Here is a 22,881-nt window from a genome sequence, read left to right as displayed (position 1 = left end):
TTATTCCCCTTTAAATCTGTATATTTTGTCTTTTTCATTTGGGATATATTGAGAAACGATATAGTTAGATTTATCTTCTGATAAAATTACTACTTTCCCACGCCAATAAACTGTACTGTGACCTGATGAAATGATGATATCCCCATCAAGTGGTTCAGTTACTAACTGGCCTTTTTCTTTACACAATAGATGTAGAGTAGAATAACTACAGTTTGCTTTTGCGTATTTTCTACCTGCTGTTGGTGTTGTGTATTTCTGATAGATTTCATCACGGTAATTACTACCTGTGATCATATCAATGACTGTTAGCACCATGATATGACAATCATTAGTACCGTACACTAACGGCTCACCAACTAAACCACTTAGGTACTCTGTTATAAATCCGTTTTTCATTATTTCTTACTACTCTTCCAGAATTGCTCTGAACTATTTAGTATTCCGATTAGGTCAAAGAACTTATCACCAGTGTGTAATGATTGGTGTACTGATGTACTGGATAACAGGCGTTGTGTTTGGTCTAACTTCTTCCACAATGAATTTAGATTTACTGTTGTTTCATTTGTGGTATTACCTGCTGTGTTGTTAAAGTCAGAACTAAAGTAATCAATGTAACCACTAAACATACGATAGGCATATAAAATACCCCCTGTAGCTGGGTTAACAATGCCCATCCAGATATTAACTTTGGCATCATTCCACAATCCACGTAACGCCATAGAAAGATAATCCTGGCTTACATTACTTACTTTCAAAGAAGTACCGTTATTGTTGATTTGGTTCTTTTCTACATAGTTAGCAAATGATGAATCAAGGAAATCAGGTACAGACTTATAGTTAATTCCATTATAGTTCTGATCGGCAATGGCATCAGTTAGGTATATGTTACTTCCGGTAGGTGGAAGTACATCTATGAGCTTTACCATAACACCACATTGATAAAGTTCTTTCTCTGTTAGTACGGTTTTGTTATCGCCTCGTGTAAGGTTCCAGTACGCGACAAGATCCGCATTAGTTAGTACATTACTTGGAATAGACATAAATTAACCTCTGATGTTTTCGGTTGCATTTATTGTCACTTCCATAATGTTTGTACTTGGCATCTGATATGCTGCGTTCTGTGGTGTAAGAATAAATGAACCTTGAATATTGTCATATTTCATTATTTCCCCAAGTTGGATGTTTTTGATTAATCCAGGGAAGATAGTAATCACGTTGCCAGTGTTGGCTATGATTCGGTATAATTTTTGGTGTCCGTTGAATTGAACTAACGTACCAACTTCAAGTGTATTAGCATTAACGGCAATGGATGTTGCCCCCGCCTCCCTTGCTGCTGTTGCCTGTACTTGTGATGTTTGAGTACCGTTGTATGTACTCCACCATCCAAGAGGCATAGAGAACGGTTTACCCTGACCATATAAAGCATAGAAGTTAGCGAGTTCAGCACGGTTCATCTTGTTCAAGGTAACTTTGAAACTAAGGGTAAAGTACTGCGAACCAACAACACGTGTAATAGTTTCACCTGTCCATGTTTGGTTTTGGTATTGGGGTATATTGTCCGTTAACATGAAATCACTAATAAGAGTTTTATTTAACATATTATTATTCCTTTAATAGTTAGCCCACAATCCATGTGGGCTATATGATATTTATACGTTATTCTTCTGAGATTTACGTGTTGCCTGAACAATAGTATCAGCGTGTTTATCACACATCTTTTGGAAATCTGAATCTGATATTTGACCATTACTATTAATAATTAACGGTGCGTCAATCTTAATATCACCAGATTTACTACCATCCTGATTACTCAAGTATTTTGTTAAATCCTGGTTTAGTGATTTACCTACTACACGTTCACCTTTTTCAAGATTGTATGTACCAGTACTTGGTAGTGAATCCCAACCATCATGGGCTTGCCCCTGGATAGCTGTACCTTTGATAGTACGGACAATGGACGCACCTTGAGCTGCTACCTGTAGACCTGCTGCGATCCCCATAGGCCACCCAAGTTTGATAGCTTCGGATATGCCCTGCTGGATATTGATAATACTCTGTGCAATTGCAATACCTTTGCTTACGGCAAAAGCTGCCTTAGCCGCTGCTGACGATTCACCGAAAACCCCAGCCATGATAGTTCCTACATCACCTGCCCCCGCTTGCCACATACCTAAAGTACTGGTTAGTGCGTCTGCGGTTAATCGACCACGTTTCATATCGGCGTTGGCCTGAATCGCTGTTAGCTGATCCTGGTACTCCTGGAACCCAATTACTTTGGCATCGTATAGAGCTTTAGCCCCATCCTGGTTCTCTTGCTGTTCAGTGTTCACTTGCTGTACTTTCGTTGGATCTGGTGAGAAGTCTAATGGGTTTGTATACCCTAATCCCTGACCTGCTGTGTCACCTGTCCACGTCTTACCCGCTGCTGCTGCTTTGGCTTTAGCCTCTGGTGTGGCATTCGGATCACTGGCAATTGCGGCAATGTTTTGTGCTTGTTTTAAACGGTCTGTTTCAGCAAGCATTTCATCAACCATAGTTTTGTACTTAGTCGCACGGCTTTTATATTGCTGATCTAACATTGCTGTAATTTCAGTTTCACTCTTACCAGCTAATTTACCTGCTGTACTGATACGTTTTTCAATTTCATCTTGTTCATAGTCAAAACGAGTAATACGTATCTGAGCTTCGTTAGTACCGATCTGTGATAGCGTTTGTTCTAATAGAGCTTTTGCTCGTTTAGTTTGTTCATTAAGTTTATCTTGTGCGGCTTTTGCTTTCTTAGCTGCTGCTTCGTCTTTCTTAGCTTTATCTTCACGTGCTTTGTCTTCATCGGCTGTTAGACTTTTTACTAACTTCTCGCGGTTAGCTTTATAACCTTCATCAAGTTTAGCTAAATCGGCATTCATTGCCGCTTCATCACCCTTATATGCACGTACTAAAGAATCTTTAATAGTTGCTCGTAGTTGTTTGTGAGTAGCATCAAGTGTATCAATCTGTGCTTGTGTCTTCTGCTTAGCTGAAAGATAAGGTTTCAACGCTGTATCAATAACACTTCTATCTGAGCCTTTATTGTATTCTTCTTTCTGTTTATCAAGTAGATTATGTGCGGCATCAAGATTAGCTAAAAGATTCTCAAAGGTTTTGTTATTAGCTTCTTGTTGCTTCTGCTGATCTTCTACCATCTGAGCACCATAGATAGAAGAGTTTTTTTGTATCTGCTGTTGGTACTGTTTTTGGTATTCCTGTACGGCCTGTATACCCTGCTTACTCGTAGCTGCTGCGGCTGCTGCCACTGGCTTACTGTTGAGTATCTTAGTCATTAGATCAAGAATATCAGCAAGGCTTTTAGCAACAGGGGCAAGTGTTGAATTTCGCCACGCATCCCACGCCCTTGATAGATTATTAGTTGCCGTTCTATATTCTTCAAATTGTCGTGATTGCTCTGCTGTTAACTGTATAGTTTCATTAGCAAGGCTATTTTGGTACTCTTGTTCAGTACTGAATTCTCTATATACAGTCATGCGTTTAGTAGCATCGTTAGCTACGGTTTCCATCATCTGTACAATCTGAGCCTGACTAAAGCCCATTTGCTTAGCTTGATAGTAAATCTTAGCAATAATATCTTCACCGTTTTCTGCTGCTTTCTGTAACTCAAACATATTCAACTTCAATGGTTGAATTACATCGGTTAGCATAGAGCCAGCGTTATTCGTGATAGCATCGCCTAACTTATCCTTAGCATCTTTCATCTGATCGGCTACTTGATCCATAGTCAGACCAACACCCGCAAACATATTAGCCGCCTGTTGTATCTGTACTATGCCCGTTTGTGATAGTGATGCTGCCTGAAAGACTTCAAACGCCTTTTCTGATTGTGCTTGTACGTTGGCTAATGTGGCGGCAATGGCGATACCTGCCACCCCTACCGCACCAGCGAAACCAGACATAGCTTTAGCCGTGGTTGATAGTCCGGTATTGAAACTACCGAACACACCGCCAGCACGATCCCCAAAATCACCTATATCATTTGCTGCGTTTTTTAATGATTTTTGTAATCCAGATTCATCACCTGTGATTTCAAATATCATTGATTGTTTATTATTGTTTGCCATTAGGCTTTACTCCCATCCAATTAAGCATGTTTGCTTTTTGTTGTTCTGCGATCTTCTTCTCCCTCTCTGCTTGTTGTTCAGCTAAGGTTTTATTTGAAATAATGTTCAATGAATCGAGTTCATATATACTAAATTTCGGTATATCTTCTTTCTTGATATTGCCAGTACTTAACCATATTGCCTGTAGTAGTTCTGTATGCCTGATTTGTTCAATTTGTGATGAATCAGGATCAACCGATTCTTTGAAAACTAATAGGTAGAAGAAAAGCAAAACGGGCATAGTGTAGAGATCATCCACACTACACCCGCTGTTATACAATAAAGATAGTGATAGTCTGAGAATCGGATCGCGTCTTACTTTGCCTCTACATCCTCAACATTAAAGGATTTGGCAAACACATTACCGATCTCGGCATTTAGTTTTAGTTGTACTGTTAAATCTACATTCTGTTCAACTTGTTCAGGTGAATCAAAAATCTGTTTACCACTTTCATCAACCACACAATAGAAGATCGCTTTATATGGATCTGAAACTTCTGCATGTTGGGTAATAGTTGGTAGTTTGATGTATACAGTACATTCTGGTGTTAGTACTACTGGTGTTAACTTCACACCAATAGCATTCATAAGATTAGTAAAATCCATTTCGCTTTATCCTTGTTAGTTGGTTTGTAGTATTTAGTACTTACGCACCAGTAACTTCACCAACCGCAATTGGAGCACCAGTAACGGAAACAACGAAATCACGAGTAACCACGCCGTCAAAATCCCCGTTCACAACGTCAGAGCTAACGTAACCATTGACGATGCTGTAATAAGCCGCACCATCTTGATCATCAATATTCTGATAGTAGGTTACTTTAACCTGGATTAGGGTTTGTGCTGCTGCGGCTGCCGCAAGCATTTCTTGACCTGTCGCACCTGGTTTCCAGTTAACAGTTAGAGTTAGATCCGGTACTGAACGAGAACCAAGCAATTTCTTAGCGTACTGTTGACCGAACGTGTTCACACTAACAACGTTAGATTCCGCACCTGCCGCTGATGGAAAAGCACCAACTTCTTCAACAACAGTAAAGGTAGTTGCCTGACCGCCACCCGCTGGAGCATTAGCGATTTCAACTTTTACATTATTGCCTACAAAAATAGAATTAAAAGCCATATTTAATATTCCTTTATATATTTGGGGCATCAGTCCTTGATACCCCTTCTGTTTATTTATATATGTTGGTTGTAGTACTTCATGTAAAGTGCTAAACCTCTTAGTAGTTCACCTGTATAGAATCCAAAGAACATAGAGTTGTTCTGTGGTGTTGTAGGTGTTCCACTTCTGATAGCTGATGACCAGCCACCATTCATTACGTGATTAGCTGAAACTACGTTATAGTTCTGTTGAATTTCCGCGAATAGTAAATCAAGTAATTCGTGATCTGGATAACCTGCTATTGCCATCATTGAAGCACCAGCAAGCCACAAACCAGACATATGACCTGTAAAGCCATCATAGATAACTTCACCTGTATCTTTAAATCGTGTTGGTGCGTGACCATCATTATTTTTCATGAACCACTTTAAGTAATTCATCCAGTTCTTACAGTACGTAATAATGTTCTGTGGAATCGCATAATCACCACGTTGAAATAGTTCATGCACTACGTCACATCCTGCAAAGAACGCACGAGGTTCATAACCTGACCATGCTTCTTCGTACCAGTGCTGCATAATGAATTGATCCGGTTTACCATCAGGGGCATATGCTAAAGCGTCCTGACGGTTCCACACATAAGCCTGAGCACACGGACCAGGTAAAGTAGGATGGAATTTATTAGTAAACCAGTCCTGAGCATCACATAAGAACTTAATACTATTATTTAGTCTGGTTTGATCAATTGTAGTTCCTTTGAAACACCATATAGCAGGCAATTGATAACCAGGATATGGTAATCCACGCCAACCGGAATACAATTGAGCATATGGATCTGTGATGTTACTGAATGGTATTAGTCCTGGTGTATATGAAAGGCTATCAAGCATGTAATTACGAATTACACAATCACCTAAACGTGCTGTATATCCATTACCAGTACTATCATTGAATGTTAAACTTACTAATACTGAATAATCACCTGTACCACCATCGTTATAAAGTGCTGGTAAATCGTTAACACAATACCAGTCAATACGTCCTGAGACACCATCAACCGGATCGGTATCAAGTAATAGTGTAAACTCTGTACGTCCTGTTAGTGTTGGTTGTCCTGGCTGTTCATCACCTTCTCCATGATCCGGTTGATAAGAACTCAATTTAAAATCCAGTACATTAAACGTTTGTGTTACCCATGCCCCGTTACTTGCTGGTAGCATAGCCCACCAACGCCAACCAAGATCATCAACAATACGGATATTAAAATCATCAGCATATGTTCTGTATGTGAAGCTGTTTAAATCCTGTGTTTCATCATCAAAGATCCAGAAACCAACTGTAGAACTACCGTCAGAATCCATAGTAGTAGAAATCACGTTGTCATAGTACGTTCCAGCGATACCGGAAACATATTGTAAGGTAGTTACTGTATTATCCCCATAATCAGAAATCATACGCATATCTGCTGTTAAGTACTGTCCACCGTCTGGTTTAGCAATACGTGTAAAATGGTTCATCGGTATATCCATTGATATAATACTGTTGTCAGTATTGGTAATGGGTAAACCACAACGGTATCTAATAGCACCATCTTCTGTTTTAGTTTTATTCACTGTCATTGCTACAGCAAGGCTTAATGGTTTGCCAGTAGTATCAACACCACTATATTCAACATGGAAAGTTGAACTATTATTGAATTTGAACCATATAGATTGTTGTTCAAGTGTTGTTTGTGCTGAGGCACTTTGATTAATGACTATATAGCCGTCTGAATCACGTGAATATGATGCTACTTGATTACTCGGATAGAAATAATCATATGAAATACCATCAGTAAACGGCGTTATAGCAAGTGTACTTTTACGAAAGAACATATCAAATTTATCAATATCGGAATATCCAATACATGTAAGTAGTGAGTTCTGCCATGCTAAGTAATAGATACGCTCGCCTGTGATATCCCATAGTAGCTTTGCCGCCTGACAGAACCACAATTCAGCATCTGATGCGTTATCAGCGAAATCAAGTGAACCGTAGTTATCAATGGGTACGTTTACTGGCCTGTTGTGCCAACGTTCATTACGCCCCATCAGATAACCACCCTCTGATACAGGGTTCTTCGTGGCGTAGTTGAATCGGTAATTACCGTTTATAGACGTGTCCTTGAGCTGGACTGTACCGATCTGGCTTGTTAGTCCTTCTGCCAGTACATCACCATTGCTATCTACCTTGCGGCCTGTACGGTCAACAATCCAATCAACTTCATACGTAGGTGCTTTAGTATCCCAATCTATGGAATCTTCATTAGCTAACCATGCGTAGGCTGTTGCGTTTACCTGATTCCAACCAAGCCCCGCTCTTTCGGGAAAGGCAAACCATACAGCATCGAGGTATTCACCGTAGTTAGGTGAACCATGAGGTATCTGTGTTTGTCCGTTCGTCCATGTGAACAATACGCCCTTGAACCCGCCGTGAGTTGGATACTCTGGATCTAATGGGTAATGTGCCAGTACTGGAGCCTTACCGTTACAGATCCAGTTACAACGCAATGAACCATTAGGTGGATCGGGAAACGCTACACCACGGAAGAACGCCATATGATAGGCGTTGAAAAAGTCTTTAGCACGTTGTAGGTAGTACGGTTCTTTGGTTGCCTGATACGCATAGATAGCACCAAGAATTGCTAAGGATTGCCCTTCTGTGGTTGCGTCGCCATCCGGTTGAGCCTCCCATCCAGTTTCCGCGATAAAATGCCTGTTGTTACATATAACGTTCTGTGTGTTTAGTACATAGTGATCTGTTTTATTATCATTAACTAAACCCGTATTACGTTCTAAAAATTTCCAATGCCCTTCAATCATCTGTTGGGCATTGCTGATATTTTGTTTTCTTATCATTCTTGTAGATCCGCCATTAGTAAGGAGCCGTACCAGGTACTTCCTCCATCTATTGACAAGAATTGAATTACATCAATTGAATCTTTCGTAAAGGTTAATACTGGTTCACGCCCATAAGACCATTTAACATTAGAAGGCCATGAAATTTTATTTGCCCCTGTTCCTTGTGTTAACAACATCGTGATAGTTTGACTGTTTAAGTTACTTCCACTCGCATTTATAACACTGAGTTGTGTTACTGGTGCTGTTAGAGTTGCTTTGAAAACACGTTTACCATCAGACATATCAAGTTCTAATGTATCTTCTACGTTATTTATTGTTAGAAGGTCTTGAGTGATAGTTACTTTGGTATCAATGTTCGCTTGTAGTGAGGCATCTTTGGCATCAATTTGTGCTTTTGAATACGTTCCAACATCGTTATAGTTCAAGGTTACGTTACTGTTTAAAGCATAACCGTTAATCGTAGTGATACGTAACGCGAACAATCCGTTGCTTTCAGTACGGGAATATACATCACTAATATCTGCCGCTACCAATTGAATGTTAGTACCAGATAATGGCTTGTTATTGATTAAGAACGTTTTAGGCACATAAGTACTATTACTATATGCTAATGATGCCATATCAGTAAGTTGTGCTGCGGTTAGTGTGATATTGCTACTTAAAGGCAATCCATTAATAGTAACCGTTTTAGCTACAAAGGTATTATTAACCTGAGTCTGTGAATACACATCAAGAATATCTGCTGCTACTAAGTTCAACGCCGTTCCTGATAATGCGTGTCCGTTTAACTGGAATACTTTCGGTACTACGTTTGAATCAATGTAGGTCTTAGAGTAAACATCACTAATATCTGCTGCTACCAAAGTAATGTTAGCTGTAAGTGCTTTACCATTGACAGTACGTGTGATTGGTACGTAGTTACTGAGATCGGTAGCGGCTGCCGCACCAAGTTCTGTTAGCGTAGGTTTATCGGCACTGGTGTAGACCTTGTACCATGCCCCATTACTTGCTGTTGAGAAGTTACGAAAGTTGAGTACTGGCGTACCGGTTTTGCTCATTACAAGTTGAGTACCGTTAGAACCATCAAGGTTAGTGATACCCAACATATCAACACCTGTTGGTGCGTTGGCTGCTGCGATCTTAACGAATGAGTTACCGTCACGGCCTTGATAGCTTGGAAACTCGTTACCATTCGAACCAACACCCCAATCACCGCGATAGAGTTCAACTACTGATTCATCAAGAATACCTGCTGATACCTGGCTTTCTGATGTGAATACGTAAGAGCGGGTAACGACCTGATCCAGATCCGACGTATCGGCAACGCTGGATAAGTAACCGTTGTAAAGCACATAGTTTACGGTAGTATCGTTTAAACCTTCATCAAGCATTTCTACCTTGACCTGTACTAATTGCTGAGAATCAACAACAGAATCAAGTACGGCGTTTTCACCTAGAATATAGTTAACTGAAATAGTCATATCACCATATGAACTATCACCCGCTACTTTAGAGGTGTAAGTACTATCATATGTTTCTACAGTTGACACAGAAGTTGATTCACTAAAACTTGGAAATGCTGAAAGGTTTTCTACTTGAACAAAAGTACGGGCATTTGGATCAACGTTTGTTGTATCGGTATTAATCCATACTGTAGTTAGATTCCCTAAAAATGTTTGAGCCATAATTATTCCCCATAGCTAAAAGATAGAGTTTGCGTGTGTACATAAGCGGTTTCCGTTGCTTCGGCTTGAGTAGTCATTAGGCTATCTTCAATACGGATATTGAATAATGGCATTGGAAGTTGCTGGTTTAGTTCATCAAAGAAACCAGATGTATAAAGTGCTTCAAGAATCTTTTCTATTTCATCTGAAGCACTTTTAAATGATTGTCCGACAGCTACAAACTCAACTCGAAATTCACATAAATTTCTAATAGTTGAAGGTACGATTTGATTTTTTACAATTTGATTTGCTTTAGCTATCTGTGTACGTTGTACAGAAGAATCACCAATGTAAACCATTGTAGTATTATCTACTGATGCTTTTGATGGATATTGTAAATTAACAATCACTGCTAATTTATTAATCAAATACTTTCTTATTATATAGTCTGCCGTGAACATATTATATTTCCTCTTCTAAATCGATCTTGCGAACATAGTGATAGTTAGAGATACCGCTCGTATCATCATCTATTCTATTTACTACGTATTCGGTGTTATCAATCGTGAAGGTGCTATTTAGTTTAATTCCTGACTTAGCACTAAAATATGTTACGGTAGTTTGACTATCATCGAAAAAAAGCTCGTCTTGTTCAAAAATTGCGGTAATCGTTATTGATACACCATCTTGAACAATGACGAGCTTTTCACCAAAAGCATTTAATAGATACTCTATTTGTGAGTTACTAAAAAATGCTCTCATTTGTCACCCTTGTATTAAGCTAACTTAAGTACTAGGAATGCTTCATCGTGTGCTAGAGCATGAGCCTGGAAGCTAAAGGTACGTAGAACGATACCCATAGAGTTACGCTGAGTTGTATCGTCACGATCCATAGTTACTGAACCCCATTGAGCCATAACGATATTTGACCAATCACCGAAAACAATAGCACCTGCGGCAACTTGAGTAGATTCAACAATACGTACTGAGTCAGCTAGGATACCATCACCCATATAGCCTTGTAGCAAGTACTTAGCAGAGGTGTTAGAACCATCTAGAGTAGTACGCAATACAGCAGCGGTAGTAGGGTGTACAATAGCAACTACGTTTTCAATACGGACGTTAGCAGCAGCTAGAGTAGCTAGAGCACTAATAACATCGGTTTTGGTTAGAGCAGCAGTTAGGGTTACTTCTGGAGCCTTAGCAACAACATCAGCAAGAATTAGACGTTCTAGTTTTAGAGCAGCACCCTTCACCATCGCATCTTGAATATACTGTTCAGCAGTACTAGCAGATTTAATTAGAGTACGAGTTAGTTCAACAGAACCAGTAAAGATTTCTGGCTTTAGAGTAATCTTCTCAAAAGCAGCGTTATAAGATGGTGATGGAGCACCTTCAGTAACATATCCGAAATTATCGGTGAAATCAGAAGATAGTTTAGGTAGAACTAGATTACCTTCACCCTCTAGATTTGAATATATTTGTACAGGTAGATTCGCAAATACTGATTGAGCACGTAGCACATCAATATAAGAATCAGCATATACTTCTTTAACTAGAGCAGCACCGCCAACAGTAGTAGAAGTACGAACGAAATCGCTCGCAGGGATTTCAGTTTTACCAGCAAAATTACCTTCACTTAGTGAACGAATTAGGCCATTTAATACGGATTTTTCCATTTTGATTTCCTTATCATGATTAGGATTTGTTTTTGTATTTAGTGTGCGTTTGAAGTCCTCAACTGAAATTCCATTTTCAATTGCTTCAGACACATCAATATTTAGAACTACGCCGATTGATTCCAATTCACGTTTACGTTCTACTTCATCGGTAGAATCTTCTGATTCAGAATTAACAGTACTTTCTTGTACTTCTTCGCGTGTTTCTTCAACTTCGATTTTATTTATCATTCGTTCAAGCAAGTCTGGACGATTTGAAATTTGTTCTAATAGTTCTTCATCGCTCATACGCACTTCTTCAGTTTCAGTAATTTCTTCTTCTAGGGATTCTTCTACTTCTTCTTCAGATTCAAGTTCAGTACTAATTACTTCTGATTGTTCTTCAATTTCAGGTTCAGTACTTTCAATTTCGTTATCATCTTCCATGATTGTATCCTTCTGGTTGTCATCATTGTTATTTATCAATGAGCGACCAACACCAGCAGTACAATCAGCAGGTACTGTTACCAGAGATATTTCATATGGTGTGAAACGAGTTACATAGATAATATTACCTTCAATACGGTAATCGTTAACTGTGTAGCCAAAGCTAATATGTGTTAATACGCCTTCATTGATTTGTTCCCATTCTTTTTCTGAAGCATTTGAAATCTGTAATACAGCACGACCTACTTTATCTGAATCAATACGTGCAGATAGAACCCTTCCAATCAAATGATCTCGATCATGATTGAAAAGTACTGCCCCTGAATTATTCAAACGCGATAGGTCTACATTTTCTGGATTACATAGAAGTATTTCGGTATATACCTTTCCTTCAATTTCACGTAGTACGCCAGCTTCAGAACAAAAAGCAACTTCAACGGTACGATTATCAGAATTAATCGCCGTTGGTAGGGTTAGTTCCCTCGTCTGGTTTTTGTTTTTCATTTAGAACTTCCTTGTTCATATTTTTCTCATTTTCTATTTCTTGAATTACAACACGTGGATCACCACCCATTTCACTAATTACCTGTGTACGGGATTTCAAACCAGCATCAATTGCAGCTACTTCACATTGGATATCCTTCAATGGATCAAGTGAAATAGGTTTAGTAGGAATATAGCGAGCACATACAAGATCGTCGAAATCAGAAAAACTTAATTTCAACTTACTATTATTTAGCATTTCGTTTTTTAACCAAGCCGTATAAATGGGCTTGAGTACTTTATTTATAAGTACATTAGTTCGAGTACTGAATGTTGTAGCTTGTAAGCGTTCAGCAAGTTTCGCAGCACTAAATGACGCATCAGCAGTACTACCCAATAGGGATTGCTTAGTTACATTCAAACCCATTGAAATATTATCAAATAGTACATCTGTGAATTCCGCTATACCATCGACACCATTACGAGGATCAACTGATTTAACATCTTGGTTAGCATTTAATTCAAAGATTGCACCAGGTTCTAAGTACTCATTATAAATCGCAGTATCTTGTTCACCTTCAGTTAGTGCTAATTCATTGTTGTTCCCATTATTGGTAATGAATGTGGTTACACTGGCTGAGATTCGTTTAGCAAGTAATGCCGCTTCCTGGAAGTTCTTTAGGTCTGCTAATACTTTAGTACTGGCAATTAGATCCGGTATACCTCGTTCCTGTGTAGCATCATCCATGACATAGTAATGTAGGATTTCACTTGCTGGGACAACTTCATAACTCGTAGCATCATATGTATATGTTACTGGATTATATTTAGCGAAATAGTAGTTTACAGGTTGACGGTACTTGTTATATTCAATTCCATTACTAATATATCCATCTGCCAGTACTGCGTTATTCAACTGAGTCAATCTAGCAGAATCAATAATTTCAATTTTGATAGAACGGTTGAAATTATGAATACGTACAAACGCTTCACCATCACGGCAACGATGTTTTTCTAGTACTTGTGCGAATAGATCAAAAGTCATTGATCCATCAATAGAGAATTTACTAGCATCATATGCCCAACGATCAAATATTTTTTCTAGTTGTTGGTTAATGGTATGTTTGGTTTCTTCATCAACATCAATATCTACAGATGGTTTTACATAGATACCATTACTGCCTACAACACCATCTACAGAAAGCATCATATACTTTCGTGCGATTGGGTTTACTAATGTTGCATCACGTGATTGATTACGCCATTCTGATAAATGCCATTTAATGATATTATTAATACTTACTGAATTTGTACCGACACCAAAGCCGAAAGTATTAATACCATTACTAGTTGTACGAATCTGGTTTAAATCACGTTGTAATGTTTTACCAACATGTTCACGGACTTCATTAGTTTTCTGTACTGGTTTTGGTTGTTCAGGTTGTTTTTTCTTAAACCACATTAGCGAGTACCCCAACGATTTGGATAGTTAGGATCTCGGAATACAGTCATACTCTTAAATGGTTTACTAGAACCAGATGTAGATTGACCATTCATTTTAGCCCATAGAGAATTAGCACGTTCAATATAACGAGCACGGATTGCTTCTAAGTTCGCTAATGACTCACTAACTAGAGCTTTATTATTAATTGTAATGCTGTAGTTAGCACCACCTTGTATTTTTGCTTCAATTACCGCTTCGATCTCTTCAATCATCTTACGAATACGTGCGTATTCTTCAGTATGTTTTGTTGGATCGACTACTTCACATTGGGAAGTACTGGCAATGCCATTAGTAATAGTTGTACAGAATAGTTTTTCTGAAGCAACGTTAGTTTCAAAGGTGATAGTAAATGATTGTTCACTATCACTAATGCTGTTATCTAATGTAATTGAATTACCAGTACTGATATATGAAATAACGAAAAGTGTTTTAGCAGGAATTGTTACAAGATAATCATATGGGTTTGAAACCATATAAATCTTTTCTGGTAAAATTGCCATTGGATATCCTTATCATATTACGTTTTTCCAAACCAGTTTGAACCCACACCAGTACGCCTAGAACGTCTGGTACTTTGGGTAGGTTGTGATTCTTCTGGTTTATTTATCTTTTGTGGTAATGATTTGGCTTTATGTTCGCGTAGTTTTCTAAACGGTTGCGTACCTAATTGTGATTGGGAATACACGATTGCGATCATTCCATAGACCAGACAATCTAGAGCCTCGTTTCTCTTCTGCCCTTTCTTTAGTCGCCATACTAACTTACCACCAGCAGGTTTTAGTTCTTCAGAGGATAATTGTTCAAAGTAATCTGATGGTAGAGTACTGGAAAAGCGTAATTGTATTGGTGCGTTTTCTGCTTCAGTACTGAGCATCAAGTTTAAAAGTTTACGAATAGTATTTTTTTGTTCATGAACATTTAGGATCTGTAGTTTATATCCCGCCTGTGTACTCTGTTTGAATAAGTCACTTGTAGTACTGCTTGAACCTTTGATTGGATGAAACTTAGCCCAACGTGCGGTAAACTTTTTAACTGTATCTGTAGCGTTACCGTTCGATGAATCCACGAATACGGCAAGTGTAGGTACTATTCGACCGTCAATACTTCGGAAATCTTGACGACAAAACTGATCTAAGTCCTTCCATGCTTGAGATTCAATCTTTGTACAGTCATGACCATAGAAGAATTCATGACCAAGTACATAAATGTTCTTTTCATCAAAGCCTAATACAGTAGCTTCCAGGCGATCTAATTGTTGGTCTACTGCTATTGTTATGCCTAAAGTACTTTCAGGTATTTTATGTAGATTAAATTCATCTTCACGTAATGATTCCAATCGTAGTATATCTAGTTCTTTTGCGTATTCATCTTCATAAGGTAATCCCAATTCATTATTATAAAATGTTTGAAGATTGAAATTATAAAGAGCATCGGCAAACTTACTAACCATTTCAGAAATAGTATTCAATGGGGAATACATACGTGATATTTGATAGCCAACTACACCCGGATCACCATCAGTACTTGTAGCTATCCATCGACCGTTATCAATCATTTGGTGGCGTGTATGTTCGTCTATCTCTTCCTGACAATGGGGGCAAATTAAACGAGTTGTAGTACTGTCTGGTATCGCTCGCCCGTTTTCAAGTTGCTTAAATTCAAAGGCTACTTGTTCCCATTCAAAAGTATACTCATGACCGCAAGTGTGAGTAACAAACCAACGGCGTTTATCGGATAAATTATATTCTGAGTTAATTAGATCATCTTTATATAATGGTGTACTTGAAATCACTACCAGAGCATCATCACCGAAAGTACTTGTTCGTGCTTCGGCTAATTTGATTGGATTGCCCTCCTCTGTAATACCAACATTTGATACTTCATCTAGTAGTACTACCCTACATGTAATACCGCGTAGGTTCCCTGGAGTATTCAAGTTAAGCCAGTATACGAAAGTACCGTTGACCATTTGTGTTTGTTTGGCGTTATTAGCGGCGTTCTTATCGTTCTTATCTGTTACTAAAGGCTTGAGTACTTCACTCGTTTCAATAGCTGGTAGGAATTTACCATCCTTGAATTTCTTTACTTCAGCTTCAGAACTACTACCAAAAGCAAAATTACATGGGTTATTTGCCATGAGGTGGAAAGATATTGATTGTAGAATGGTCGTCTTGAGTAGTTGTGAACATGATTGGAGTACAATTTTTTTTGTCGATCTTTGTTGAGCTATATCCATTGGTTCTCGTTGGAAACTAAATGGAACCCAATCAAGCCCCATATTCGGTCCATCAACAAACTTAACTACACCATTACTAATCCATTCACTCGTTTTCTGTATCTTCGGTGGCTGTATCGTCGGGAGTACTCTCTTTAGTACTTTCGTTAATTTCTTCTTGTTCGTTTCCATGTTCTAGTATTTCTTCATCCGTGGGTAGTTCAAATTCCATGCTTCCTAGCTGAAATAAAGTACTATCAATATGTTGTTTTAATATATCTCTTAAATCTTTCGCGTCTGTCTGAGCAAATAGCTCTAAGTATGTTTTACTTGGGATTGCCCTCATCGCGGTTTTAACTTGAAATAGATATTCAGTTAGTACTTGTTCAAGATATTCAGTACTAACTACTGTTCCATGCTTAATCTGTAATTCAAGTTCAGATAATGCCGCCTCTGCCTTTAGTTTACGTAGGCGTTCTTGATCTATTTGTTCGCGGGTATCGGTATTACGCAATGGTAGAATTACGTTCTGTACTATCCATGCTCGTGTATCAGCTTCTTCAGTACCTTCACCTATTGGCATACCCTGTGCTTTCCATTCGCGAACGGTGGATTCGTTGTATCCGTACTGCTTCGCAAGCTGATTCATGCTAATGTTCTTATTCATCTGTATAACGTTTCGCCTCTTTATTATTTTTTCACATATATTTAAAACAAAGTGCGTCGAAATCTACGCAGTGTTTTAAGGTCCAAAGAGAACCTATTTTGTTTATTTACCATTTTTGGTGATTGAAATATTTCAGTACTTCATGATAATCTTTTCGATCTACACACATACGAGGTTAGTTTTATGCTGGCTGCGATCTTAAAGTTCTTTGAGTTGTTCACAAAGTTGCCAAAGTCTGTTCAAGAGCAAATCATCAACGCTATTATTCTTACTTTGACATTTGGTTTTAAACGTTTTTTTAAAAAGAAAAAAGAAGAAGATTTACGGAAAGCTACTGAGGAAGCAGTAACACCACAACAATGGAATACCACAGCGGCTGCTGTGAGTAATCTCATGCCTTCTCTTTACTCTCAAAAGAAAAAAGAAGAATTTGCTAACTCAGTTGTTGATTTAATTAGAAGTAATTCATTCATCAAAGAACTTAGTTCTCGCATCGAAAAGATTAATGCTAATGATGAAGAAATTTATGTTGCTTTGTGCTCTATCGAAACTAAAAAGCTAATCATAGAAATGCTTGAAAAGAACACCAAATAAATGATAGCAATTGATTCCAGAATGACAATTTTATAGTTCTTTTTATCGCAAGGAATGAATATGAATCTACAAGCAAGTCTGTTCATAGCCGCAGCAATAGCTATAGCTGCCTATCAATGGGTTAAGCATAAAGGTACGAAAAAGAATTGGGAGAAAGGTAGTATAATTTTTGTAGGCTTATTACTGGCAATACCTGTATTTTTTGTTTCCTCTATTGCAATTTTTGGTATTTGGGGGCAGGAAGGTCAAGCAAAAGAAGATGCTCAACTGGCAGCACGTAAAGCGGAAGAAGATAAAAACCCGATTGGCTACGCAAAAAATCACCATAATCCTGTTTATGAATGTCAGCGAGCTATCGAGAAATTAGCTAAGTATGATTTTAAATGGAAGGATTCGATTACCAACCCTGCTTTTGTAACTTACGCATGGGTTAGTAAAGATTCAAGAGTGATCGAAATGTATGGTGATCAGGCTCAAGCTCAGAATGGATTTGGTGCGTATAAGAATGTCCAGTATTCATGCAAATTTAATGGCGAAACTGGAGAAATATTATCTTATAATTTCAATTAATTGTTAATTGATGCCCTACCAAGCTTGGAATTGGTAGGGCTTCATTTACTGAGATCTATAGCAAACTATTAACTTTATGGAAAGGAACTGAACGGTATAGATAGCCTTGAACCGCCGTTACTCCAGCATCGCGTAATACTGGTAGCTCTTGGCGTTGCTCTACTCCCTCTACGATTACATAGGGGCAGTACTTCATGATGTTCTTCATCAGTACGTTGAATGTGGGTTTCTGTACTTCCTGACGGTAGAACGCTCTATCGAGTTTTACCGCCTCATAGCATCCAGTAGTTAACGCCGCTACGTTAGCCTGACCGGAACCAAGATCATCAAGGAACAAGCGATAGCCAACGTTTAACAATGTTCTGAGTATCGGATGTTCAATACCCTTTTCAAGACCTTCAAAATCTTCTGAGATCTCCAGCCTCACAAACTCCAGTTTATCCAATAACTGAATAATATCCCTGTCAAAGACACATAGCCGTGCCTGTACGGTATCAACGTTAACGGTACAGAAAAGCCGGTTATCCCTGAACCAGGCCGCATAAACTTCTACGGCCTCTAATTGTTGTTTCAGTAGTTCCTTCTTCCCTTCAACCGTCATAGCCATGATGAAGTACTTACTGTTCAGCACTGGCAGATCTTCACGATGGAAGCGGGTTAACAGTTCACAGCCTATGAGCTGGCCTGATGTTGTCATGATTGGTTCTGCTATGAAGGTTGTATTGATCATCCCTGTTTATCTCTAAAATTGGTTAATGATCAATTATTGATCGTTTTTAGATATCAATAAAAGACTTACCATACTAAAGAAGATTACTTAACTTATTGAAAATGATCGTTTTTATCTATTTTATGGTGTTTTATTTGGTACTGTATATAATTACAGTATTCTTGGTTTTGTTTGGAGGGTTAAGGAATGGGCAATAAGAATGGTTACGATCCATCCATACGTAGAGGTGTTCACCAGTTCTCACACGCTGGGGTATGGTTCACTGTCTGTTATTGGGGGAGTGCTCTTGATAAATTCAAGTTTGGTGATCGGGTGATATTTGAAGGTTCTGTAGGCGGGGTGTTCTGGCTGGGAACGGTTGAAAGGGATTGCTTTGTACTGATTAGCGAAACGCCATTTAAAAATGTATTGAACGCTGTGAGTTACCTACATGCTGAACAACGTGTGATTGAACAACATGGTGATGATTGGTTTTGTGGACAAGAAGAACTACCGTTTTAATAGAAAGCCCCTTTCTTGAGGGGCATTTATTTAATTTGATACTTATTCTTTGTTCAACATTTCTCGGAACAGTCCTGTGTGAATACTGGCTACTACTAATGAAGCAACAGCAATTGCTGGTTTGAGTTCTATCAATGTCGCCTCATCATCACCAAAAACAAGGTAGGAAACAATAAAGCCAATAACATATACTGCCCAAGAAAAAATAAACCAGTAAATGATACTTAATATTCTTTTGATGCTATTACTTTCAATACTAAACATTTTAGCGATTGGGACGGTGAGTAAGCCAACCAGCATACCTACCCAACCGTAGAGTACTGTAGCGATCATCCCGATTATGAATACAGCAGAATCCCCTGTGAATGTTGAGACATATCCGTCTTCTCTTCTAACAGTCAACATCACTAAAACACCACCCAATATAGAGAGAACTGCCAATGCTTTTGTACCAGTGAATGTACGTTTAATGCTGGCTTCTGTAATTGCCATATCATCAGTCCTTAATGAATTGTTGTACCGAATAGCCTACTTCGCCGGAATGACCGAACGACACGAATCCATGATCCATAACCTGTACGTTACTTATTGACATCGGTTCTTCAACCGTAACGCAACTACCAGCTTTAACCATCTTCAACATAACGCCCTGATCATTAGTCGAGATGGCACTAATCATCTTCATAAGATTACCGTAGCTGTCGCAGTAAAAACCCTCAGTGATAGTTGCGGCCTGTGACGAACCTGCCATGAATAGTACTGCTAATAATATTTTTTTCATATTTGTCCTTTAATGCCATCTGTAACGGTAGACAGTAAATTAAGGCAATCCACCTTAGCCACTACAGTATCGGCCTTAAGTGGAATTTCTTTAATGCTTAGAATGATACTCACGCCACACCTACGGAAACAAACCATAACCCCATTGTAGATGTGACGTGAACGAGTGAATATACAATGAAAAAAGCCCACTGTGTTAGTGGGCTTCTTGTCTTATACAGTTTTGTATGCTTTGGTTACTTGCTCTTTAAAATCTGCTTCATCGCCGTTAGGGTACTCTTTCAGCCATTCGTTGAAATACTCGCTGCTCTGAGCATTCAAGCGGCCTTTCTGGTTCATGTGGAAGGTGTGTTTCTTCCACTTGGCGTTGATTGGGTAGGCTTCTGCGTACTGTGGGCTATAGGCACGTAAGAACACTTCAACGTTTTCCATAGACTTATCTTTAGCGATGATCTCTTGATATACCGGATCTTCACGTAAGGATTTCTTAATCACTTTATTGGTAATGGTGTACGTTCTGTGTTCGTCCTTGTCCTTGTCGAACAACGTTACATCAAAGGATTTATTACCATTTGGTTTAGCTGTGGTAGAGCCTGTAGCGGCTGCTGAAGCAACATTACCACCAAGCACAGAAAGCAGTTCATCAACAGAACTAAAATCAGTTGATTCCTTAACCAGTGATTCTAACAGCTTGCGAGCGTTGGCCTGTTTGCTTTCCTGGAGATCCGCAACATAGGTTTTCAACTGCTGTAAGTTGTCAATCAGGGTATCAACATCTTCCGGTTTGACTTTAACCAGTGCGGCACGGTCTTCATTGTTAGAACTCAGCATACCCACATTAAATTCTGAGTTGTTCAGTTTACTTAAAATTTTGGCTGTGATAGTTGACATAGTGCGTCCTCGGTCAATGCGATCGATAGTTGATTGATTTGAGTTAGATTATCGATTTTGAGTATCGGTTAAACTTTTGATAACTTCAATTACTTCTTCAAGATGAAGATCATTTTTATGATCCTGCCGTTTTGAAAGCAGGATGATTATTGATCATCTAGTTACTAAGATCTATCTATTTTTTTTAGATTTCTTATTTGGTTTTAGTAACTCTGATATCATTGATACAGTTAATTCTTTGTTTTCCCTATGTAATGATAAAATTGTGAATGCCATTTCTTTTTGTTTACTGTCAACTTTAGTAGGTAAGCCATTCAATAGAGTCTTAGATGCTAAGGTTAGAACCTCGCCTGTGCTAAGGGTTACGCTTGAGTAGTCAGGTCTTAGTTGTAAGTAGCATTCTACCCCATCAACCGTGTAGTACAGCTTTATGTTTTTAGTATTGTTGTTTATGATTCGCATAGTTCTTCAATGAGCCTTGTAAAGAGTTTTACGGCTTTTATCATGTCCTCTAAGTCTGGGTTTATCAGTAGTTCCTGAAACATAGCTGCTTCATCATCTTCTATAGTTAAGTACCTATTAGTATCTAAAGGTTCAGTATGGAATGATGAACGGCGTTGTATCTCAAGGTTTGAATTACCATCTGTTTCAATCCTTATGTTGTTAGTTACATAAAGAAAGTAGATAGTATCATCTTCGTAGTGTGTGAATTCAGTTCTAAGCATATTGTAATCCTCATAGTAGGTTAGTATTGCTAACCTTTTATGTATTTACTAACATCTCTAAAAACTCACACTTTATGATAATGTACTTTGGCTAATTCCACTGCGTTTAAGATAGTATCATCCGTTAAAGAATGTTTGTGTAGTTCATCATCAGTCATTTTAATTAAATCATCAATGATGTAGTGTTTCATAATGGGTAGTGATTCTGTTGGCGGTGTTGGATAGTACATAAATACTACTTCGCGTTCTTCTTGTACTGCCATTACATCACCAATAATTTCATAATTGTAACCGTTTATAGTTTGCTTATTCATAAAGTAACCTCTTATATTGTTTTACTTATTTACTAATATCGTCCAGATAGAAGATGGTAATCAAGGCGATCATCATCATCTAAGTTAGTGAGTTCGATTTGTTCCCTGAATCTGTAACATGTTTTAGCATCATTAATACGCCCTTCTGGAGCATCGCCAATTATGCGTAGTCCGAACACTTTTTGATTGGTTATCTCATAAGAACCGTCTACAGCCTTGATTCTGTACATGTCCGGTGTCCATTCGAATAGAATCCCGCTTTCAGCATACAGTGCTATCTTTGTGATACTGTCGTTTTCATCATAGAGTGTGATTTCAACTAATCTAATAGTATCTTGGTTTTCATCTATGATTTCCCATGTGCGTAAATGTTTGTTGTCCATAACTATTCCTTAGTTGTTGGTTATAACAGTATTTACGCTTCATATCTGAGGCATACGGCCTATATCGTTCATGTCTCGCTCTTTGTATGCCTTTAGAAGTACATGAAGAGGAAAAATGTACGCAGAAAAAGATCTCTATTATAAAGAATAATTATTGTTTTTTCTGCGTACAAAATCCATCAGGCCGCCATATCACGACCATTCAAACATAGCTGTTTCTTTTACTGGTTCTGGTTCGTTGATCAAGTTGTAACCCATATCCAATAGTTGTTCATATAGTTCATCAGTTAGTACTGATTCATAGTGTTCACTGTTGCCTTCTGGAAGTGAGTTTGTACTTATAGTAGTACGGTAATACTTGTTTTTAGTATGAATTAGTTTTTCGTCCATTTCATAATGTAGTAGTTTAGTCTTGTGTTTGAATAACATCATTTCTGAGTACTCAAAGTGATTGTTACGGCTTCTGAGTTCGTATAGTCTTCTATCTGGATTAGTTGTGAATCCAAGTTTGATTAGACATAAGCCAGTATGAATGTTACGGGCTAGTGTCATGTAAATGAATTGTTCATTCATGATTTGTCCTCTATGAAGAGGCAATAAAT

27 protein-coding genes are annotated in these 22,881 nt (G+C 38.3%); 3 read left to right on the top strand and 24 right to left on the bottom strand.

Annotated features, from left to right (window positions below; all coding sequences use genetic code 11):
• From AC4IBF_RS07315 to AC4IBF_RS07240, 16 genes are read right to left on the bottom strand one after another with little or no spacing between them, the layout of a single operon-like run.
• Positions 1-396, bottom strand: a complete 396-nt coding sequence (locus tag AC4IBF_RS07315; RefSeq protein ID WP_133115902.1) for a DUF6950 family protein — start codon at positions 394-396, stop codon at positions 1-3.
• Positions 396-1,040 carry a hypothetical protein gene (locus AC4IBF_RS07310; RefSeq protein WP_050597010.1) on the bottom strand — a complete coding sequence of 215 codons (645 nt, stop codon included), beginning with the start codon at positions 1,038-1,040 and terminating at the stop codon, positions 396-398. The genes AC4IBF_RS07315 and AC4IBF_RS07310 overlap by 1 nt, the downstream gene beginning before the upstream one ends.
• Positions 1,041-1,043: 3 nt before the next feature.
• Positions 1,044-1,598, bottom strand: a complete 555-nt coding sequence (locus AC4IBF_RS07305; protein ID WP_491463226.1) for a hypothetical protein — start codon at positions 1,596-1,598, stop codon at positions 1,044-1,046.
• A 51-nt stretch (positions 1,599-1,649) separates the two neighbouring features.
• Positions 1,650-4,112: a hypothetical protein gene (locus AC4IBF_RS07300; RefSeq protein WP_097577555.1), complete on the bottom strand. Its 2,463-nt coding sequence runs from the start codon at positions 4,110-4,112 to the stop codon at positions 1,650-1,652.
• Positions 4,099-4,410, bottom strand: coding sequence for a hypothetical protein (locus AC4IBF_RS07295; RefSeq protein ID WP_133052131.1), 312 nt, complete (start codon positions 4,408-4,410; stop codon positions 4,099-4,101). The genes AC4IBF_RS07300 and AC4IBF_RS07295 overlap by 14 nt, the downstream gene beginning before the upstream one ends.
• 56 nt (positions 4,411-4,466) lie before the next feature.
• Entirely contained in the window at positions 4,467-4,757 is a 291-nt protein-coding gene (locus AC4IBF_RS07290) for a hypothetical protein (RefSeq protein ID WP_032659434.1), read from the bottom strand.
• 40 nt (positions 4,758-4,797) lie between these two features.
• On the bottom strand, positions 4,798-5,271 hold the full coding sequence (locus tag AC4IBF_RS07285) for a phage tail protein (RefSeq protein WP_032659437.1): 474 nt from the start codon (positions 5,269-5,271) through the stop codon (positions 4,798-4,800).
• A 56-nt stretch (positions 5,272-5,327) separates the two neighbouring features.
• Positions 5,328-8,150 (bottom strand): hypothetical protein, encoded by a 2,823-nt coding sequence (locus AC4IBF_RS07280; RefSeq protein WP_032986644.1) that lies wholly within the window; start codon positions 8,148-8,150, stop codon positions 5,328-5,330.
• Positions 8,147-9,838, bottom strand: coding sequence for a hypothetical protein (locus AC4IBF_RS07275; RefSeq protein ID WP_491463225.1), 1,692 nt, complete (start codon positions 9,836-9,838; stop codon positions 8,147-8,149). The genes AC4IBF_RS07280 and AC4IBF_RS07275 overlap by 4 nt, the downstream gene beginning before the upstream one ends.
• Positions 9,839-9,840: 2 nt before the next feature.
• On the bottom strand, positions 9,841-10,278 hold the full coding sequence (locus AC4IBF_RS07270; protein WP_105536162.1) for a hypothetical protein: 438 nt from the start codon (positions 10,276-10,278) through the stop codon (positions 9,841-9,843).
• Between the two features lies 1 nt (position 10,279).
• On the bottom strand, positions 10,280-10,579 hold the full coding sequence (locus AC4IBF_RS07265; protein ID WP_032986646.1) for a hypothetical protein: 300 nt from the start codon (positions 10,577-10,579) through the stop codon (positions 10,280-10,282).
• 14 nt (positions 10,580-10,593) lie between these two features.
• Complete coding sequence (locus AC4IBF_RS07260) at positions 10,594-12,426, bottom strand: phage major capsid family protein (RefSeq protein ID WP_032986648.1); 1,833 nt, start codon at positions 12,424-12,426, stop codon at positions 10,594-10,596.
• Positions 12,377-13,867, bottom strand: coding sequence for a phage portal protein (locus AC4IBF_RS07255; protein ID WP_080865910.1), 1,491 nt, complete (start codon positions 13,865-13,867; stop codon positions 12,377-12,379). Before AC4IBF_RS07255 ends, AC4IBF_RS07260 begins: the two co-directional genes overlap by 50 nt.
• A complete protein-coding gene (locus tag AC4IBF_RS07250) occupies positions 13,867-14,409 on the bottom strand; it encodes a hypothetical protein (RefSeq protein ID WP_133051906.1) in 543 nt (180 codons plus the stop codon). The genes AC4IBF_RS07255 and AC4IBF_RS07250 overlap by 1 nt, the downstream gene beginning before the upstream one ends.
• Positions 14,410-14,426: 17 nt before the next feature.
• The gene (locus AC4IBF_RS07245; protein WP_080733497.1) at positions 14,427-16,316 is read right to left on the bottom strand and encodes a terminase gpA endonuclease subunit; all 1,890 of its coding nucleotides are present in this window, start codon (positions 16,314-16,316) and stop codon (positions 14,427-14,429) included.
• Positions 16,231-16,773 carry a terminase small subunit gene (locus tag AC4IBF_RS07240; RefSeq protein WP_230586661.1) on the bottom strand — a complete coding sequence of 181 codons (543 nt, stop codon included), beginning with the start codon at positions 16,771-16,773 and terminating at the stop codon, positions 16,231-16,233. Before AC4IBF_RS07240 ends, AC4IBF_RS07245 begins: the two co-directional genes overlap by 86 nt.
• A 201-nt stretch (positions 16,774-16,974) precedes the next feature.
• Here AC4IBF_RS07240 and AC4IBF_RS07235 point away from each other — a divergent pair, with 201 nt between their 5' ends.
• Both AC4IBF_RS07235 and AC4IBF_RS07230 read left to right on the top strand, forming a co-directional pair.
• A complete protein-coding gene (locus AC4IBF_RS07235) occupies positions 16,975-17,385 on the top strand; it encodes a hypothetical protein (protein ID WP_032986835.1) in 411 nt (136 codons plus the stop codon).
• A gap of 60 nt (positions 17,386-17,445) precedes the next feature.
• Positions 17,446-17,955, top strand: a complete 510-nt coding sequence (locus AC4IBF_RS07230; RefSeq protein ID WP_050505971.1) for a hypothetical protein — start codon at positions 17,446-17,448, stop codon at positions 17,953-17,955.
• 55 nt (positions 17,956-18,010) lie between these two features.
• On the opposite strand, the gene AC4IBF_RS07225 is transcribed toward AC4IBF_RS07230, so the two are convergent.
• Entirely contained in the window at positions 18,011-18,685 is a 675-nt protein-coding gene (locus AC4IBF_RS07225; RefSeq protein WP_032986960.1) for an EAL domain-containing protein, read from the bottom strand.
• A gap of 186 nt (positions 18,686-18,871) precedes the next feature.
• On the opposite strand from AC4IBF_RS07225, the gene AC4IBF_RS07220 reads away from it, so the two are divergent.
• A complete protein-coding gene (locus tag AC4IBF_RS07220; protein WP_072009360.1) occupies positions 18,872-19,186 on the top strand; it encodes a hypothetical protein in 315 nt (104 codons plus the stop codon).
• Between the two features lie 42 nt (positions 19,187-19,228).
• Here the strand turns inward: AC4IBF_RS07220 and AC4IBF_RS07215 are convergent, their stop codons facing one another.
• From AC4IBF_RS07215 to AC4IBF_RS07185, 7 genes are all read right to left on the bottom strand, one after another.
• Entirely contained in the window at positions 19,229-19,678 is a 450-nt protein-coding gene (locus tag AC4IBF_RS07215; protein WP_080865908.1) for a hypothetical protein, read from the bottom strand.
• A 4-nt stretch (positions 19,679-19,682) separates the two neighbouring features.
• Positions 19,683-19,967, bottom strand: a complete 285-nt coding sequence (locus AC4IBF_RS07210) for a hypothetical protein (protein ID WP_032986908.1) — start codon at positions 19,965-19,967, stop codon at positions 19,683-19,685.
• A 212-nt stretch (positions 19,968-20,179) separates the two neighbouring features.
• On the bottom strand, positions 20,180-20,857 hold the full coding sequence (locus tag AC4IBF_RS07205; RefSeq protein WP_032986907.1) for a hypothetical protein: 678 nt from the start codon (positions 20,855-20,857) through the stop codon (positions 20,180-20,182).
• Positions 20,858-21,306: 449 nt separating this feature from the next.
• Positions 21,307-21,582 (bottom strand): hypothetical protein, encoded by a 276-nt coding sequence (locus AC4IBF_RS07200; protein ID WP_032987045.1) that lies wholly within the window; start codon positions 21,580-21,582, stop codon positions 21,307-21,309.
• 65 nt (positions 21,583-21,647) lie between these two features.
• The gene (locus AC4IBF_RS07195; protein ID WP_133115900.1) at positions 21,648-21,896 is read right to left on the bottom strand and encodes a hypothetical protein; all 249 of its coding nucleotides are present in this window, start codon (positions 21,894-21,896) and stop codon (positions 21,648-21,650) included.
• Positions 21,897-21,928: 32 nt separating this feature from the next.
• Entirely contained in the window at positions 21,929-22,279 is a 351-nt protein-coding gene (locus tag AC4IBF_RS07190) for a hypothetical protein (protein WP_491463224.1), read from the bottom strand.
• A gap of 192 nt (positions 22,280-22,471) precedes the next feature.
• Positions 22,472-22,852, bottom strand: coding sequence for a GIY-YIG nuclease family protein (locus AC4IBF_RS07185; protein WP_072009358.1), 381 nt, complete (start codon positions 22,850-22,852; stop codon positions 22,472-22,474).
• Positions 22,853-22,881 lie beyond the last annotated feature (29 nt).

Source organism: Enterobacter sp. Taxon_8 (assembly GCF_058354585.1).
This window is presented reverse-complemented; position numbering and strand designations above follow the sequence as displayed.

Coding starts and splice junctions, on each gene's coding strand:
- AC4IBF_RS07315 (WP_133115902.1), bottom strand. CDS start 396: ATGAAAAACGGATTTATAACAGAGTACCTAAGTGGTTTAGTTGGTGAG.
- AC4IBF_RS07310 (WP_050597010.1), bottom strand. CDS start 1,040: ATGTCTATTCCAAGTAATGTACTAACTAATGCGGATCTTGTCGCGTAC.
- AC4IBF_RS07305 (WP_491463226.1), bottom strand. CDS start 1,598: ATGTTAAATAAAACTCTTATTAGTGATTTCATGTTAACGGACAATATA.
- AC4IBF_RS07300 (WP_097577555.1), bottom strand. CDS start 4,112: ATGGCAAACAATAATAAACAATCAATGATATTTGAAATCACAGGTGAT.
- AC4IBF_RS07290 (WP_032659434.1), bottom strand. CDS start 4,757: ATGGATTTTACTAATCTTATGAATGCTATTGGTGTGAAGTTAACACCA.
- AC4IBF_RS07285 (WP_032659437.1), bottom strand. CDS start 5,271: ATGGCTTTTAATTCTATTTTTGTAGGCAATAATGTAAAAGTTGAAATC.
- AC4IBF_RS07280 (WP_032986644.1), bottom strand. CDS start 8,150: ATGATAAGAAAACAAAATATCAGCAATGCCCAACAGATGATTGAAGGG.
- AC4IBF_RS07275 (WP_491463225.1), bottom strand. CDS start 9,838: ATGGCTCAAACATTTTTAGGGAATCTAACTACAGTATGGATTAATACC.
- AC4IBF_RS07270 (WP_105536162.1), bottom strand. CDS start 10,278: ATGTTCACGGCAGACTATATAATAAGAAAGTATTTGATTAATAAATTA.
- AC4IBF_RS07265 (WP_032986646.1), bottom strand. CDS start 10,579: ATGAGAGCATTTTTTAGTAACTCACAAATAGAGTATCTATTAAATGCT.
- AC4IBF_RS07260 (WP_032986648.1), bottom strand. CDS start 12,426: ATGAAAAACAAAAACCAGACGAGGGAACTAACCCTACCAACGGCGATT.
- AC4IBF_RS07255 (WP_080865910.1), bottom strand. CDS start 13,867: ATGTGGTTTAAGAAAAAACAACCTGAACAACCAAAACCAGTACAGAAA.
- AC4IBF_RS07250 (WP_133051906.1), bottom strand. CDS start 14,409: ATGGCAATTTTACCAGAAAAGATTTATATGGTTTCAAACCCATATGAT.
- AC4IBF_RS07245 (WP_080733497.1), bottom strand. CDS start 16,316: ATGGAAACGAACAAGAAGAAATTAACGAAAGTACTAAAGAGAGTACTC.
- AC4IBF_RS07240 (WP_230586661.1), bottom strand. CDS start 16,773: ATGAATCAGCTTGCGAAGCAGTACGGATACAACGAATCCACCGTTCGC.
- AC4IBF_RS07235 (WP_032986835.1), top strand. CDS start 16,975: ATGCTGGCTGCGATCTTAAAGTTCTTTGAGTTGTTCACAAAGTTGCCA.
- AC4IBF_RS07230 (WP_050505971.1), top strand. CDS start 17,446: ATGAATCTACAAGCAAGTCTGTTCATAGCCGCAGCAATAGCTATAGCT.
- AC4IBF_RS07225 (WP_032986960.1), bottom strand. CDS start 18,685: ATGATCAATACAACCTTCATAGCAGAACCAATCATGACAACATCAGGC.
- AC4IBF_RS07220 (WP_072009360.1), top strand. CDS start 18,872: ATGGGCAATAAGAATGGTTACGATCCATCCATACGTAGAGGTGTTCAC.
- AC4IBF_RS07215 (WP_080865908.1), bottom strand. CDS start 19,678: ATGGCAATTACAGAAGCCAGCATTAAACGTACATTCACTGGTACAAAA.
- AC4IBF_RS07210 (WP_032986908.1), bottom strand. CDS start 19,967: ATGAAAAAAATATTATTAGCAGTACTATTCATGGCAGGTTCGTCACAG.
- AC4IBF_RS07205 (WP_032986907.1), bottom strand. CDS start 20,857: ATGTCAACTATCACAGCCAAAATTTTAAGTAAACTGAACAACTCAGAA.
- AC4IBF_RS07200 (WP_032987045.1), bottom strand. CDS start 21,582: ATGCTTAGAACTGAATTCACACACTACGAAGATGATACTATCTACTTT.
- AC4IBF_RS07195 (WP_133115900.1), bottom strand. CDS start 21,896: ATGAATAAGCAAACTATAAACGGTTACAATTATGAAATTATTGGTGAT.
- AC4IBF_RS07190 (WP_491463224.1), bottom strand. CDS start 22,279: ATGGACAACAAACATTTACGCACATGGGAAATCATAGATGAAAACCAA.
- AC4IBF_RS07185 (WP_072009358.1), bottom strand. CDS start 22,852: ATGAATGAACAATTCATTTACATGACACTAGCCCGTAACATTCATACT.